Here is a 16,716-nt window from a genome sequence, read left to right on the forward strand (position 1 = left end):
ACAGAGCCGAAGGAGATCCGTAACCGTGCCCGAACGCGAGGACAGCGAGCCGGCCGTGACCACTGGCGCGCCCGTGGGCGTCGTCGGCGCCGGAACCATGGGGGTCGGCGTGGCGCAGTGCTTCGCGGAGGCCGGGTATCCCGTGGTGGTCGTCGATCCCGATCCGGCGGCACTCAGCAGCGGCCCGGCCCGCCTCCGCGCGGGGGTGCGGATGGCGAAGCTGCTGCGCCGGCGCTCCTCCCCGTCCCTTGAGGACCGCGTCATCTGGTCGGAGGACGTTCCGGACCTGGCCCCGGCTCTCTTCGTGGTCGAGTGCGCGCGCGAGAAGGTGCCGGTCAAGGAGGAGATCCTGCGGCGGCTGGATCAGATATGCGGTCCGGAGACGGTCTTCGCGTCCTGCACCTCGTGCATCCCGATCACCCGGCTCGGCTCCTTCACCGGCCGTCCCGACCGCGTGATCGGCACCCACTTCATGAACCCGGCTCCCCTCAAGGACGCCGTGGAGGTCATCCGCGCGCCGCGTACCAGCGAGCGGACCGTCCGGCGGACCGTGGACCTCCTCGCGGAACTCGGCAAGCGGGCCCTCGTGGTCCGTGACGCGCCCGGCTTCGTGACGAATCGGGTGCTGATGCTGACGCTCAACGAAGCCGCGGCCGTGCTGGGCGAGGGAACGGCCGACGCCGAGACCGTGGACCGCGTCTTCCAGGACTGCTTCGGCCACCCCATGGGGCCCCTGCGTACGGCGGACCTCATCGGGCTGGACACCGTACTCGACTCACTCGACGTGCTGCGCGAGTTCACCGGCGACGAACGATTCCGGCCGTGCGCCCTGCTGGCCCGCCATGTCGCGGAAGGCAGCGTCGGCCGCAAGTCCGGCCGCGGTTTCTACCAGTACCCGGAGCAGAGGCAGCGTCCGGAACACCATCTCGTCCCGCGGGGAGGAGCCAGCCATGGCTGACCAGCAGAGTGCGCGCACCGCGATGTCCGCCGCGGGCCGGGAGGTCTGGCGCGACGCGTCGGCCGATCCCTGGGGGCCCGGCCTGTTTGTCGCGGAGGTCGTGGAGATCCACGGCGCCCTGGACGTCACGGCGTTCGAGAAGGCGCTGGCCCACGTCGTCCGGGAGAGCGACGCGCTGCGCGTACGGCTGCCCGGGAGCGATCCGGGTGCGCAGGGGCCACCGGCCCCCCAATACGCCGACGGCCTGCCGCTCCCCCTGGTGGACGTCAGCGCGGCGCCCGCCCCCGTCACCGCCGCCGAGGAGTGGATACGGGCCCAGCTCGCCCGCTCGCCCCGCCCGGCCGGGAACGCGGCATCGGCGCAGGCACTGATCCGTCTCTCGGCGCACCGCTTCCACTGGTTCCACCGGCATCACCGCTCGGTACTCGACGGATTCGGCTGCTCGCTGATCACCCGCCGGGTGGCGGAGGTCTACACGGCGCGCGCCGAGGGATGGCCGCTACGGGATTCGGCGTTGGCGTCACCGGCGGTGCTGCTCGCGGAGGAGGCCCAGTACCGCGCGTCGGACGACCGAGGCCGGGATCTCGCGTTCTGGCGGGAGTATGTCGCGGGCCGGACCGAGCCGGTGAGCCTCGCCGGGGAACCGGCGCCAGGCGCCGTGGGCGCCGCTGCCAGGACTCCGGCCGAGCCCTCGCTCCCGGTCGTCCTCACCACCGCCGACACCGACCGGGTGCGTGCCGCGGCCCGCTACAGCGGAACGGCGCCCCGGGCCGTGCTGCTGGCCGCCGTCGTCGCGTACACGCACCGGATGAGCGGCGGTACGGACCTGGTGCTCGGTCTGCCGGTCGACGGGCGGCCGAGCCGGGTCTCCCAGCGCGTGCCGGGCGCCGCCGAGGACATCGCGGCGCTGCGGCTGACGGTGGGTCCCGGTATGGGCTTCGGCCAACTCGTCCAGCGGGCGGCCGAGGAGAGCCGCCGCGTCCGTGCCCGTCAGCGGCTGCGGCACGAGGAGCTGTGCCGGGAGCTGGGAGTGCCGGGCACCCGCCCGCGGCTCTACGGGCCCGTCGCCGATATCCGGACCCCCGGCCCGGAGATCCGGTTCGGCGCGCTGCCCGCCGTCGCCCGCGTGGTCGGTCATGAACCGGTCCAGGATCTGCGCGTGGTGATCGACGAGCACCCCGGCGACCGCCGTCCGAGGATCGCCTTCCTGGGCGCCCCTGGCCGGTACACCGCTGCCGAACTGACCGCCCACGGGCAGCGTTTCGGGCGTCTGCTGTCCGCCGCCGTCGCGGCTCCCGGCCTGCCGGTGGGCTCCTTCGACCTGCTGGACGCCGCCCGGCGGGCGACCGTACACGGCTGGACGGGGGCGGTCGAGCGGCGTACGCGGCAGGGCACGCTCACGGAGCTGCTGGAGAGCGCGGCGGCCCGGCATCCGGACGCGATCGCCGTCCGGGACCGCACGACGCGGCTCACCTACGGCGAACTCCACGAGCGGGCCAATCGCCTCGCCCATCTGCTCATCCGCCGCGGTGCCGGACCCGAGCGGGTGGTGGGGCTGTTGCTGCCCCGGTCGGCCGAGACGATCGTCGCGATGCTGGCGGTGCTGAAGACCGGCGCCGCCTATCTGCCGCTCGACCCCGCCTACCCGGCGCGGCGGCTCCGCTTCATGATCGACGACGCGCGGCCCCGGTGTGTGGTGACCGACGCCGCCGGCGCGGACCTGGACATCGACGGTCTGCCGGGCGAGGTGCTGGTACTGGACGACGCGAGGACCGCCGACGAACTGGCGGGCTGCTCACCGAAGCCGCCCGCCGACGCGGACCGCGTGGCGCCGCTGCTGCCCGCGCATCCCGCGTATGTGATCTACACGTCGGGGTCCAGCGGGACGCCGAAGGGTGTCGTCGTCGCTCATCGCGGGGTCGTGCCGCTGATCGCCTGGGTGGCGGCCGAGTTCGGCGCGCAGGCCCTCGCGCACACGCTGGCCGCCACCTCGTTCAGCTTCGATGTGTCGGTGGCCGAGATCTTCCCCGCCCTGGCCACCGGCGGCAGTGTCGAGGTGGTCGGCAATCTGCTGTCGCTGCTCGACGGTGACCCGCCGCGCTGGTCGGGCGGGCTGCTGTGCGCGATTCCCTCCGTGTTCGCGAAGCTCATGGAGTTCGGCGGCGTGGAACTGTCCGCCAAGACGCTCGCCATGGCCGGAGAGGCGCTTCCCGCCTCCCTCGCCGCCCGCGTGGCGCGGACCATGCCGGGCAGCAGACTGCTCAACGTCTACGGACCGACCGAGGCCACCGTGTACGCCACCGCCTGGTCCTCCGACGAATCCCCGTGCGACGAATCCCCGTGCGACGAATCCCCGTGCGACGAATCGCCGCGCGATGACTCACCCTCCGGTGACCCACTGTCCGGCGGTGCGCCGCCCATCGGCCGTCCGCTGACACATGTGCGGGCGTACGTACTCGACGGGGCGCTCCAGCCGGTGGAGCCGGGACGGCGGGGCGAGCTGTATCTGGCGGGAGCCGGGCTGGCCCGAGGCTATCTGCGCAGGCCGGGACTGAGCGCGGAACGCTTCGTGGCCGATCCGTTCGGTCCGCCGGGCAGCCGCATGTACCGGACCGGGGATCTCGCCCTCTGGCGCGAGGACGGACAACTCCGGTTCCTGGGGCGGGCCGACGCTCAGGTCAAGATCAGCGGATTCCGGATCGAGCCGGGCGAGCTGGAGACCGTACTCGCCGCTCACCCCGGGGTGCGCGAGGCCATGGCCGCGGTACGGAAGGACGCGGCCGGTGACGCACGGCTCGTCGCCTACGCGGTGCCGGTGACGGGGGCCGGGCGTCCGGACCCCGAGGCGCTGCGGGAGTGGGCCGCCGAGCGGCTGCCCGCGTATCTGGTCCCGGGGGAGGTACGGCTCACCGAGTCGCTGCCGCGCACCCCCAGCGGCAAACTCGACCGCGACACGGAACCCGTCATCGCGCCGGAGACCGCGGCCCCGGCACCGGTCGCCGTACCCGCCGTCCCGGCACCGGCACCGGCACCGGCACCGGCACCGGAATCGGCACCGGCATTGGCAGCCGTGCCTGCCGAAGCCGTCGCGCCCGTCGCGCCCGTCATGCCGGAGCCGGCGGCTCCGCGGGCGCCCGTGGTGACGGCCGCCGAAACCCGCGTCGACCAGGTCGCGCGGGTGTTCTCCGAGGTCCTGCGGCAGCCCGAAGTTCCCCTGGACGCCAGCTTCTTCGACCTCGGTGGCGACAGCATCATGTCGATCCAACTGGTGAGCCGACTGCGCCAGGTGGGGCTGGTGCTCACCCCCCAGGACATCTTCGAGTACAAGACCGTCAAGGCGCTGGCCGGGGCCGCCCGTGAGACCACGCGTGCCCGGTCCGCGGGTGCCGGCTCGGGCGTCGGTGACGTACCGCTCACCCCGATCATGCACTGGCTCCGCGAACTCGACGGCCCGGTCGACGGTTTCCACCAGGCCGTGCTGCTCCAGGTCCCCGGCGGGGTGCGCGAGGACCGGCTGGCGGCCGCAGTACAGAAGCTCCTGGACCACCATGACGCCCTGCGGCTGCGGCTCGACCGGTCGTCGGCCGAGTGGCGGCTCTCGGTACGGCCGCCGGGCTCGGTGTCCGGTGCGTCGTGTGTGCGGCGGGTCGATGTCAGGGGTGTCGATGATCTGGGGCGGGTCCTCACGGAGGAGGCCGGCCGGGCGAAGGGCCAACTGGACGTCCAGGCGGGCACGATGGTGCGTATCGTCTGGCTCGACGCGGGGGACGATGTACCGGGCCGGCTGATGTTCATGGCGCACCACCTTGCCTGTGACGGAGTGTCGTGGCGGATTCTGGTGCCCGATCTGGTCGGGGCGTACCAGGATCTCGAAGCGGGCCGGACCCCCGCGCCGCGTCCGGTGGAGACGTCGTTGCGGCACTGGAGCCGCGCGCTGTCCGCGCAGGCGCGCGAGGAGCGCCGTACGTCCGAACTCCCCCTGTGGACCGGGATATTGGCCACGCCGGGGCTCCGGCTGGCGAAGCGACCGCTGGACCCGGCCGTGGACACCACGGGGCGCGCGCGCTCCCGCGCGGTGACCTACGGCGCGGACCGGGCCCGGCATCTGTTCAGCACGATTCCGGCGGCTTTCCACTGCGAGATCAACGATGTGCTGCTGACCGCCCTGGCACTGGCGGTGCGGCGCTGTGCCGGCAGTGAGCGGGATGTGGTGATCGATGTGGAGGGGCACGGCCGTGAGCCGGTCGTTCCCGGCGCCGATCTGTCCCGTACGGCGGGCTGGTTCACCAGCATGTACCCGATACGGCTCGCGCCCGGCGCCGTCGGCACCCCGGGCCGGCGCGACTCCCGCCAGGAGCTGGGCAGGGCGCTGCGGCGGGTGAAGGAGCAGCTGCGGGCGATCCCCGACAAGGGCATCGGTTTCGGTCTGCTGCGCTTTCTGAATCCGGAGACCTCGGGCGCGCTGGCCGCCGCCGCGCCTCGGGAGATCGGATTCAACTACTTCGGGCGGTTCCTGCTGCCCGCGGCGTCGGGGGAAGCGGACTGGGGTCCCGCGCCGGAGACGGGCATGAGCGCGGGGGCCGACGCGGACATGCCGCTGGCGCATCCGCTGGAGATCACCGCCCTGACCCAGGACACGGCGCGGGGACCGGAACTCGGCGTCAGTTTCACCTGGCCCGAGGGCATTCTCGACGAGCGTCTTGTCGATGAGCTGGCGGACACCTGGTTCGAGATCCTGGACGCGCTGGCGGCGCATGCCGCGGAGCCCGGGGCGGGTGGCCGTACGCCGTCCGACTTCCCGTTGGCGAACCTCAGCCAGGACGAGGTCGAGCGGCTGGAGCGCGACTATCCGGGCCTGGAAGAGATTCTGCCGCTGTCGCCGCTGCAACAGGGGTTGCTGTACCACGTCCTGGTCAGCGGCTTGGGCACCGATACGGACGCGGACGAGGGTGCGCGGGCGGGAGCGGGTGAGGGAACGGGCGAGGCGGACGTACCGGCCGGCGAGCACAGCGTCTACACCGTGCAGGTGTGGCTGGAACTCATCGGCGATCTGGATCCCGACCGGCTGCGTGCCGCGGGCCGGGCACTGCTGCGGCGTCACACCAACCTGAGCGCCGCCTTCGTCCACGAGGGCCTGGCCGAGCCGGTCCAGGTGTTCGGCGCCGCCGCCGAACTGCCCTGGCGGGAGGAGGATCTGCGCGCGACGGCGGAGGACGGCCGCGAGTCGGATATCGACCGCCTGCTGGATCTGGAGCGCAGCCGCAGGTTCACCCCGACCGCCCCGCCGATGATGCGGATGATGCTGATCCGGTTGGGCGACGACCGCCACCGGTTCGTACTGACGACGCATCACATCCTGATGGACGGCTGGTCATTGCCCATCGTGCTGCGGGAGTTGTTCGCCCTCTACCGGGAGGCGGGCGGCGAGGGTTCCGTCCCGGCCACGGACGTCCCGGCCACGGACGTCCCGGCCGGGGGACTCCCGCCGTTGGCTCCAACGCCGGCTGATCTTCCGGCCACCACCCCCTTCCGGGAGTATCTGTCGTGGCTCGGCCGGGTCGACGGTACGGAGGCGGAGGCCGCCTGGCGGGAGGCGCTGTCGGGGCTGACGGCGTCGACCCGGGTCGCGCTGGAGGAGGGCACGGCGGAGCCGATGGCGCCGCGCGATGTCACCGTGCGACTGAGTGCGGAGACGACCGTCGCCCTGGTCGACATGGCCCGCCGCCACGGCGTGACGACCAACACGGTGCTCCAGGCTGGCTGGGGCATCCTGATGGGCCAGGAGACCGGTAACACGGATGTGGTGTTCGGCTCCGTGGTCTCGGGCCGGCCCGCGGAACTCACCGGTGTGGAAACGATGGTGGGACTCTTCATCAACACCGTCCCGACGCGGGTGCTGCTGGATCCGGCGGAGTCGCTGGGCGCGCTGCTGGTGAGGCTTCAGCGGGAGCAGGCCCGGCTGCTGCCCTACCACCACATCAGCCTCGGTGAGATCCGCCGGATCACGGATGTGGGGAACCCGTTCGACACCGTCATGGCGTTCGAGAACTACCCGCTCGACACGGAGGAGCTGGCGGAGCCCGCACCGGGTCTGAAGCTGGCGCGGGCCTATGGCGACGATGCCCCGCACTTCCCGCTGAATCTGGTGGTGTCCGCGCGGAGCGAGCGGCTGCTGCTGCGGTTCGACTACCGTCCGCATCTGATGGAGCGCGCGCGGGTGGAATCGCTCGCGGACCGGTTCGTCCGGCTGCTGACGACGGCGGCGACCGAGCCCACCCGGAGCGTCGGCGGCTTCATGGCACGTGGCGAGAGCGCCGGCGAGTCGGCCGGTGAGACCGCCGAGGGTACCGGGGCGGCGGCCGAGGCGCTGCTCACGGGTACGCAGCGGGACCCGGGGAGCGGCATCGGCGTCCTGCTGCCGCTGCGCGAGTCGGGTGACAGGCCGCCGTTGTTCTGTGTCCACCCGGCGGCCGGAATAGCCTGGTCGTACGCCGGTCTCACCGGGCCGCTGGGTACGGACCAGCCGGTGTACGGCCTCCAGGCGCGGGGGCTGGACGGGGAAGAGGTGCTGCCCGCGTCCCTCCAGGAGATGGCGGCGGACTACGTGGATCACGTCCGCTCCGTGCGGCCCACGGGCCCGTACCACCTGCTGGGCTGGTCGTTCGGCGGGCTGGTGGCGCACGAGATGGCGGTACAGCTCCAGTTGAGCGGGGAGGAGGTCGGGCTGCTGGCGGTTCTGGACGCCTACCCCGCGGACCGGGCCAGGGACAGCGCGGGCGGGCCGACGGCGCGGGTGACCGGCGGGGATGTGCTGGCGATGGTGCTGGAGTTCTTCGGTTACGACCCCTCCGGCTGGGCGGGCGAGTCGCTGACCTATCCGCGGTTCGTGGAGATCGCCCGCGAACAGACGGGGCTGCTGGCCTCGTTCGACGAGCAGCGGGTCGCGGCGGTCGCCCGGATCTTCGCCAACAACTCGGCGCTCTCCTACGCCCACAAGCCGGGCCGGTTCACCGACGGCCCCCTGGTCTTCACCGCCCGGGAGACCTCCCCGGAGGTCGCCCGTGAGCTGTGGCGGCCCTTGGTGGACGCCGGCGGAGTGGAGATACTGCCCATCGACCGCACCCACGGTGAGCTGGGGCGGCCCGGCCCGCTGGGCGATGTCGCCCAGGTGCTCTCCCAGCGGCTGAAGGCCCGTTCGGCCACACCGGGGAACGTCGTATGAGGCAGGGTACGGAGCCGGGGAGCACGGCGGACCGCCCCGGCTCCGTCCCACTTTCCACCGCGCAGTACGGGGTCTGGCTGGGGCAGCGGTTCGCCCCGCCGGCCCGGTATCACGTGGCGGCCGGTTTCGAGGTGTCCGGAGATCTGGACCCCGGGCTGTTCGAGACGGCTTTCCAGCTCACGGTGGCGGAGTCGGAGCCGCTGCGGGCCCGGTTCCCCGCCGGAGAGGGGGAGGAGCCCCGGCAGTGGGTCGGGCCGCTGTCGTCGTGGGGCGTGCCACGGGTGGATCTGCGGCGCGAGCCGTTCCCGATGGCCGCCGCGGTGGAGTGGATGCGGGCCGACGCGGCGCACCCGTTCGACCTCGCGGCCGGTCCGCTCTTCCGTACCGCGTTCATCCGCCTCTCGGACGAACGGGTCTGCTGGTATCTGCTCTGTCATCACCTGGTGATGGACGGGCTCGGGGGCGCGCTCTTCGCCCGGCGGCTCGGCGAGATCTACGCGGCGCTGGAGCGCGGGGAGGCCCCGGAACCCGGCCCCCGGGTCCCGCTGGAGGCGCTGCTGCGGGCGGAGGCCGACTACCGGGCCTCACCGGAGTTCGGCGCCGACCGTGCCTACTGGACCGACAGGATGGCGGACCTGCGGACCGGACCGGGCCGGGCCGGGACTGATCGCTCCGGGGCGGGCGGCCCCGGGACGGCGGACGCGCCGGACGCGGTGAGCGGGGTGAGCGGGGTGAGCGGGGTGGCGGCGCGCGGTGTCGCCCGGCTTCCGGGGGCGGGGCTGACCGAACTGCGGCTGCTGGCCCGTCGGCTCGGGGTCCGGTGGCCGGTGGTGGCCACGGCCGCGGCGGCCCTGCTGGCACACGCGCGCGCCGGAGCGGGTGGTGGCGAGGAGGTGGTGCTGGGACTGCCGGTCGCCGGCCGTACGGGTGCCGTCGCCCGCGCCGTGGGCGGGATGACGTCGAATGTGCTGCCGTTGCGGGTAGCGGTCCGCGTGGGCCGGCCGGCGGCCGAGCTGGTGCGAGCCGTGGACGCCGAGATGACGCCCGCTCTCGCCCATCAGCACTACCGTGCCGAGGATCTGCGCCGCGATCTGGGACTGACCGGCACCGGGCGGGCGCTGTACGGGCTCACCGTGAACGTGATGCCCTTCAGTTTCGGACGGCGGTTCGCGGGCCGGCCGATGACGATGCACCATCTCGCTGTCGGCCCGGTGGAGGACCTGTCCGTCACCGTCCACCCGGAGACGTGGCGCTCCGGTCTGCGCGTCGACCTCTACGCCGACCCGGCCCGATACGGCCCGCGCGAGGCCGCCGCCGAGGCACGCCGGTTCGTACGGCTGCTGAGCGGCCTGCTCGCCGAACCCGACCGTCCGGTGGGGGAGTTGGGACTCCTGTCGGCCGGGGAGCGGCGGCGGACGGTGCCCCGCGCCGCCACCCCACCGGTCCGGCCCGCCGTCACCCTGCCGCGGCTGGTGGAGCGCTGGGCCGCGCGGACCCCGGGGGCCCCGGCGGTCACCTGCGGGCCGGACGTGCTGTCGTACGGAGACCTCAACGCCCGTGCCAACCGGCTGGCCGGGGCGCTGATCCGGCGGGGCGCCGGTCCCGGGAACACGGTCGCCGTCCTGCTGCCCCGCTCGGTCGAACTGATCACGGCGATCCTCGCGGTGACCAAGACGGGCGCGGCGTATCTGCCCATCGACCCGGCCTGGCCCGCCGACCGCGTCGGCATGATCATGGCGGACGCGCGGCCGGTGTGTGTGCTCACGCCGGACGATCCGGCCGGGCCTCTGGAGGACTTCCCGTCCGCCGACCCGGTGGACGCGGACCGTACGGGGCCGCTGACGCCCGGCCACGCCGCGTATGTCATCTACACCTCGGGCTCCACCGGCCGGCCCAAGGGCGTGGTGGTGGAGCACCACAGTGTGGTGTCGCTGCTGGAGTGTGCCGCGGCCGACTTCGGGTTTCACCCCGGGGACGTGTGGACGATGTTCCACTCCTGCGCCTTCGACTTCTCCGTGTGGGAGATGTGGGGCGCGCTGGCGCACGGCGGGCGGCTGGTCGTCGTTCCCCATGAGGTGAGCCGGTCGCCCCGGGAGTTCCTGGGCCTGCTCGCCCGGGAGCGGGTGACGGTGCTGAACCAGACACCGTCCGCCTTCCACGCGCTGGCGGCGGCGGACGACGAGGAGCCGGACCGGGGCCGGGACCTGGCGCTGCGTTGGGTGATCCTCGGTGGTGAGGCGCTGCGGCCCGCGCGGCTGCGGTCCTGGTTGCGGCGGCGCGGTGACGCTTCTCCGGTCCTGGTCAATATGTACGGCATCACCGAGATCACGGTCCACGCCACCCGGCTCGATCTGGACGCCCGTCACGCCGGGGAACCGGGCAGCCCGGTCGGGACGTCGCTGCCCGGTACGCGCCTGTACGTGCTGGACGGCCGGCTGCGTCCGGTGCCGCCCGGGACGCCGGGGGAGCTGTATGTGGCGGGCCCGGGGGTGGCCAGGGGGTATCTCGACCGGCCCGGCCTGACCGCGTCGCGATTCGTCGCCGCCCCCTTCGGCCCGCCGGGATCGCGGCTGTACCGTTCGGGCGACCTCGTACGGTGGCGGCCGGACGGCGGCCTGGATTACCTCGGCAGGTCCGACGATCAGCTCAAGGTCCGTGGCTTCCGTATCGAGCCCGCCGAGATCGAGAGCGCGCTGCTGGGCGTGTCCGGGGTCGCGCAGGCGGTCGTGGCCGCCGTACCGGACGACGCCGAGCACGGCGGCGGTGGCGGTACCGGTGACACGCGGCTGGTGGGTTATGTGGTTCCCGCGCGCGGTGTGACGGCGGCGGTGGCCGATCCCGGCCCCTTCACCGCGCGTCTGCGGGAACACCTGCGCGAGCGGCTGCCCGGCCATCTGGTCCCCGCGCTGTTCGTGGTCCTTGAGTCATTGCCCCTCACCGCCAACGGCAAGCTGGACCGGGCGGCGCTGCCCGCTCCGGTCCCGCCGGCGCCGGTACGCGTCGCGGGCTCGCCCGGTACCCCTCAGGAGCGGCGGCTCGCCTCCCTGTACGCGGAACTCCTCGGTACGGGGCGGGTCGGGCCGGAAGACGGTTTCTTCGATCTCGGTGGCGACAGTCTCCGCGCGACGCGGCTGGTCAGCGCGTTGCGCGCGAGGTTCCGGGTGGAGCTGGACGTACGGGATGTGTTCGCGCGTCCGACGGTGGCGGATCTCGCCGCGCATCTGTGGGGGCACGCTCCGGACCTCGGCCCGGACGCGGAGACGGACGGGACCGAGGGCTCGGATCCCGCTTCCGACGCGGTGCCGGACGGCCACCCCGAGCACATCGCGCTCTCCTTCGCGCAACGGCGGCTGTGGTTCCTGCACTCGCTCACCGGGCCCGACAGCGCGTACAACGTCCCCTTGGTGCTGCGGTTGACCGGGGAGGCCGACGAGGTGGCGCTGCGGGCGGCGCTCACGGATCTGACGGTACGTCATGAAACATTGCGCACCATCGTCCAGGAGGTGGACGGCCGGCCGGTCCAGCGGATCCTGCCACCGGCCCACGCCCGCTCCCGGCTCACTGTGACGCGGACCGGTGCGGAGGAGCCGGCGGAATCGATCGCGGCGAGTGCCCGGTACACCTTCTGGCTGGATGCCGAATGCCCGCTGCGGGCCGAGCTGTTCCTCACCGGGTCCGGTGAACAGGTGCTTCTGCTTCTGCTGCACCACATCGCCTGCGACCACGCGTCCCTCGCCCCGCTGCTGGCCGATTTCCGTACGGCGTACACAGCCCGCCTGCGGGGCCGGGCGCCCAACTGGGCGCCCCTGCCGGTGCGGTATACGGACTTCACCCTGTGGCAGCGCCGGACACTCGGTACGGACGGCCGCCCCACGCCACGGGCCGAGCGCGGGCTCGCCCACTGGACGCGGGTACTCGACGGACTGCCGGACCGTATCCAGCTGCCCACCGACCGGACAGCGGCGGTGGACGGCGGGGACACCGTGGCGTTCCGCGTCCCCGCACCGGTGCACCGCGGGCTCGCGGAACTGGCCGCCACCGAGCGCGCCAGTGTGTTCATGGTGGTGCACGCCGGGCTGGCGGCACTGCTCACCCGGCTCGGCGCCGGTACGGACATCCCGGTGGGTACAGCGGTCTCGGACCGCGCCGAGGCGCGCTGGGACGGGATCGTCGGATTCTTCGTGAACACACTGGTGCTGCGCACCGACACCTCCGACCCCTCGGGCACGATGACGTTCCGTCAGCTGCTCGGGCGGGTCCGGGAGGCCGATCTGGCCGCCTTCGCCCATCAGGACACCCCCTTCGACCTGGTGGTGGAGGCGCTCGCACCGCACCGCTCCGCGAGCGGGCGGGCGCTGTTCCAGGTGATGCTGGTCGTCACCGCGCCGCCGCCACGACGGCTTGAACTCCCCGGCCTGTCGGCCGAGATCGGTACGGTCGGCACCGGAGCCGCCAAGTTCGACCTCTCGTTGAGCCTGTACGAACACCGCGGCCCGGATGGCGCCTGCCTGGGAATGGACGGCGTACTGGACTACCGGACCGGGCTGTTCGACCGGGCGACCGCACAGGCGATCTGCGACCGCTTCGCGCGTCTGCTGGAGGGCGTCTGCGCCGGGCCCGACCTCCCCGTGCACCTGGTCGGCATCCTGGAGAGCGGGGAGCGGGAACGGCTGCTCACCACCTGGGGCACTTCCCCGGTTCCCGCGCTGCTCACGCATGACACCGTGCCGGGGAGATTCGCCGAGCAGGCGCGTCGCACGCCCGACGCTCCGGCGGTCCGGGCCTCGGGGCAGGTGCTGACCTACGCGGAGCTGGACGCCCGGACCGACCGGCTGGCCGCACTGCTGGCCGCGTACGGCGTCGGCGCCGAGATGCCGGTCGCGGTGCTGATGGAGCGGGGCGCGGATTTCGTGGTGGCCGTGCTGGCGGTCCTCAAGTGCGGTGGCGCGTATGTGCCGTTGGACTCGCGGTCGCCGCGCGCCCGGCGGGACCGGGTGGTGGCCGAGTCGGGCGCGCGGGTGCTGGTCGTGGGCGAGGGCACACCCCGCGACGACGTGCGCTCCGGCGGCGGGCTCCCGGGTGGCGACGGGCCCGATGGCGGTCCGCGGATCATCGACGTACGGGACGTGGGCCCGGACGCGGCAGATACGGAATGGACGCTGCCGGTGGGCGGCGCGGCGGGTCCCGTGAGCCCGGCGGGTCTGGCCCAGGTCATCTACACCTCCGGCTCGACCGGTGTGCCCAAGGGCGTGGCCGTCACCCATGGCGATGTGCTCGCCCTCGCGCTCGACAGTTGCTGGCAGGACAGCCGGCCGCGGCGCGTCCTGATGCATTCGCCGCTCTCCTTCGACGCGTCGACCCTGGAAACATGGGTCCCGCTGCTGAACGGCGGGGAAGTGGTGGTGGCCCCGCCCGGCGAACTGGACCTGGCGACGCTGGAACGCCTGATCACGGGTACCGGGATCACCACGCTGTGGCTCACCGCCGGTCTCTTCCACCTCGTCGCCGAGGAGAACCCCGGTTGTCTGCGTGAGCTGGACGCGGTGTGGACCGGGGGAGACGTGGTGGCGCCGCGCGCCGTGAGTGCGGTGCGCCGGCACTGCCCCTCCACTCTCGTGGTGAACGGCTACGGGCCGGCGGAGGCGACGACGTTCGCGACCCGGCACCCGCTCACCGGCCCCGTGCCCGCCGGTCCCGGGGACCGGACCCTCCGGTCGGGCGTGCCGATCGGGCGTCCGCTGGACGGTGTCCGTGTCTACGTACTCGACGACTTCCTGCGGCCTGTGCCCGCGGGGGTGACGGGTGAGCTGTATCTGGCGGGTGCGGGTGTCGTACGGGGTTATCTGAACCGGCCCGGGCTCACGGCCGAGCGGTTCGTGGCCGACCCGTTCGGCCCGCCGGGGACACGGATGTACCGTACGGGCGATCTGGCCCGGTGGCTGCCCGACGGCGTGCTGGCCTTCGCCGGCCGTGCCGACGGCCAGGTGAAACTGCGCGGATTCCGTATCGAGACCGATGAGGTCGCCGCGGTACTGACCGGGCACGGCGGGATCGGCCAGGCGGCGGTGGTGGTACGGGAGGACCGGCCCGGCGAGCGGCGGCTGGTGGCGTACGCCGTCCCGGAGGAGGGCCGGAGGGTTGATGAGGCGGCGGTGCGGGAGTACCTGGCCGGTGTGCTGCCCGAGTACATGGTGCCGGGCGCTGTCGTCGTCCTGGACCGGCTGCCGCTGACCCGTCACCACAAACTCGACCGGGCCGCGCTCCCCGCGCCACCCCGGCCAGTGCCGCGTTCGGCGGCGCCACGAACCGCGCGTGAACAGGTGCTGTGCGCCATCGTCGCGGAACTGCTCGGCGAGGAGTCGGTGGGCGTCGACGACGGCATCTTCCGCCTCGGGGGCGACAGCATCATGGCCATTCAGCTGGTCAGCCGGGCCCGCGACGCGGGTCTGCGGATCACCGTGCGCGATGTCTTCCGCTACCCCGGCATGTCCCGACTGGCCGAGAAGGCGGAGGCGTTCGAGACGGGTGCCGCCCCGGTGCCGTCGGGGGAGGGTGACGGCACCGGTGTGCTGCCGCCGACTCCGATCATGCGCTGGTGGCGGGAGCGGCCGGGTGGCGATCCGGCCGCCTTCAGCCAGTGCGTCACGCTGCGGACCCCGCCGGGTTTGACCCGTGAGCGGCTGGCCGCCTCCGTGCAGGCCCTGCTGGACCACCACGCGGCGCTGCGGCTGTGTCTGAGCCCCGGCGGCCCGGCCGAACCGGACAGCCCGGCCGAACCGGACCGGCTGGGAGGACCGGACCGGCCCGGAGGACCAGGTGGTTCTGCTGATACGGCGGGCTGGGCGCTTGAGGCTCCCCCGCCCGGCGCGGTGCGGGCGGGGGACCGCGTACACCGGGTGGACGCCGCCGACCACTGGGCTCGGCTGCCCGTACTGCTCTCCGACGCGGTCCGCGCGGCCCGGGGCAGCCTGGATCCGGCCGTGGGAGGGATGGTGGCGGCGGTGTTCCTCGACGCCGGGCCCGCCCGGCCGGGCCGGCTGGTCCTCGCCGTCCATCATCTGGCCGTCGACGGGGTCTCCTGGCGCGTTCTGCTGCCGGACCTGGCCGCCGCCCACCGGGCCGTTGTCGCCGGCCGCCCTCCCGTACTGCCCTCCGCCGGGACCCCGTTCCGCGACTGGGCCGGTTATCTCGCCGAGCAGGGCGAAAATGGCGCGCGGCAGGGCGAGTTGGCCCTCTGGAAAGAGGCGCTGTCCGGGGGAGACGCGCTGACGGACGCCCTGGAGGGGGTGGGGGGAGCCAAGCGGCGGTTCTCGGCGACCCTGCCGCCGGAGCGCACCCGCCCCCTGCTGACGGAAGTGGGCGCGGCCTTCCGGTGCGGTGTGGAGCCCGTACTGCTCACCGGGCTGGCCCTCGCGATGGAGGAGTGGCGTCGCCGCCGGGGCCGGTCGCCCGGCGGGGACTCCCGTGGTGTGGTCGTCGAGCTGGAATCCCATGGACGTCCCGAGCTGCCCGACATGGACCTGTCGCGGACGGTGGGGTGGTTCACCAGCATGTTCCCGGTCCGGCTGGAGAACACCGGATGTGTCTGGACGGATGTGTGGACCGCGGGCCCGGCGCTCGGCCGGGCCCTGAAGCGGGTCAAGGAGCGACTGCGGGCCGTACCCGACCTGGGTATCGGTTACGGCGTACTGCGTCATCTCGACCCGGTGGCGGCCCCGGAGCTGTCCGCTCTGGGTACGCCCCGGGCCGGGTTCAACTACCTGGGCCGGATCGCCGCGGAGGGCCGTGAGGACTGGGACATCACCGCGGAGTTCAGCACACTGCCCGACACGGACGGGACACTCACACCGCCCGGCGGACACCTCCTCGGACTCGACGCGGTGACCGTCGACGGTCCGGCCGGACCGCGGCTGAACGCCGCGTGGTCCTGGGCGGAGGCGGCGTTCACGGAGGCGGAGATCCGGGAGCTTGCCGAGCTGTGGTTCACCGCCCTCGACGCCCTGGTCGTGCATGCCAGAACCCCGGGGGCGGGCGGACACAGCCCGTCCGATCTGCCCCTGGTCGCGCTTCAGCAGCCGGAGATCGAGCACCTGGAGTCGGCCTACCCCGGCCTCACGGACGTCCTGCCGCTGACGCCGCTCCAGCAGGGGCTGCTCTTCCACTCGCTCTACGCCCCGGACAGCCCGGACGTCTATCAGGCGCAGCTCGTCCTGCGTCTCCGGGGCGAGGTGGACGGGGAGGCGCTGCGCGCGGCGGCGGCGGTGCTGCTGGAGCGGCACCCCAATCTGCGGGCGGCGTTCGTCCATCACGAGCTGCCCCGTCCGGTCCAGGTGGTGCCGGGCGCCCTAGGTCCTGTCTTCAAAGTAGCGCCGTCCGCCCGGAGGGTGGGCTCGGAGGCGTCCGGTGCGTGCGATCGCAAGGCGGAGGGTCACCCCAGTACTGGATGTACTGGGGTGATCCCGACAACGCGGCGAGCGTGCGTGCCGGACGCCTCCGAGCAGGCGGGACTTTGAAGACAGGACCTAGTACCGGAGTG

Annotated in this window: 3 protein-coding genes; all 3 read left to right on the forward strand. The window is 73.3% G+C overall.

Annotated elements, in window-relative coordinates:
• Window positions 1-25: 25 nt before the first annotated feature.
• From ACFRMN_RS12705 to ACFRMN_RS12715, 3 genes are read left to right on the forward strand one after another with little or no spacing between them, the layout of a single operon-like run.
• Window positions 26-958: a 3-hydroxyacyl-CoA dehydrogenase family protein gene (locus ACFRMN_RS12705; protein ID WP_383017556.1), complete on the forward strand. Its 933-nt coding sequence runs from the start codon at window positions 26-28 to the stop codon at window positions 956-958.
• The gene (locus tag ACFRMN_RS12710; protein WP_383017559.1) at window positions 951-8,180 is read left to right on the forward strand and encodes an amino acid adenylation domain-containing protein; all 7,230 of its coding nucleotides are present in this window, start codon (window positions 951-953) and stop codon (window positions 8,178-8,180) included. The genes ACFRMN_RS12705 and ACFRMN_RS12710 overlap by 8 nt, the downstream gene beginning before the upstream one ends.
• The gene (locus ACFRMN_RS12715; protein ID WP_383017562.1) at window positions 8,177-16,693 is read left to right on the forward strand and encodes an amino acid adenylation domain-containing protein; all 8,517 of its coding nucleotides are present in this window, start codon (window positions 8,177-8,179) and stop codon (window positions 16,691-16,693) included. The genes ACFRMN_RS12710 and ACFRMN_RS12715 overlap by 4 nt, the downstream gene beginning before the upstream one ends.
• Window positions 16,694-16,716 lie beyond the last annotated feature (23 nt).

Origin of the sequence: Streptomyces sp. NPDC056835 (assembly GCF_042789485.1) — a bacterium.
Taxonomy (GTDB): domain Bacteria; phylum Actinomycetota; class Actinomycetes; order Streptomycetales; family Streptomycetaceae; genus Streptomyces.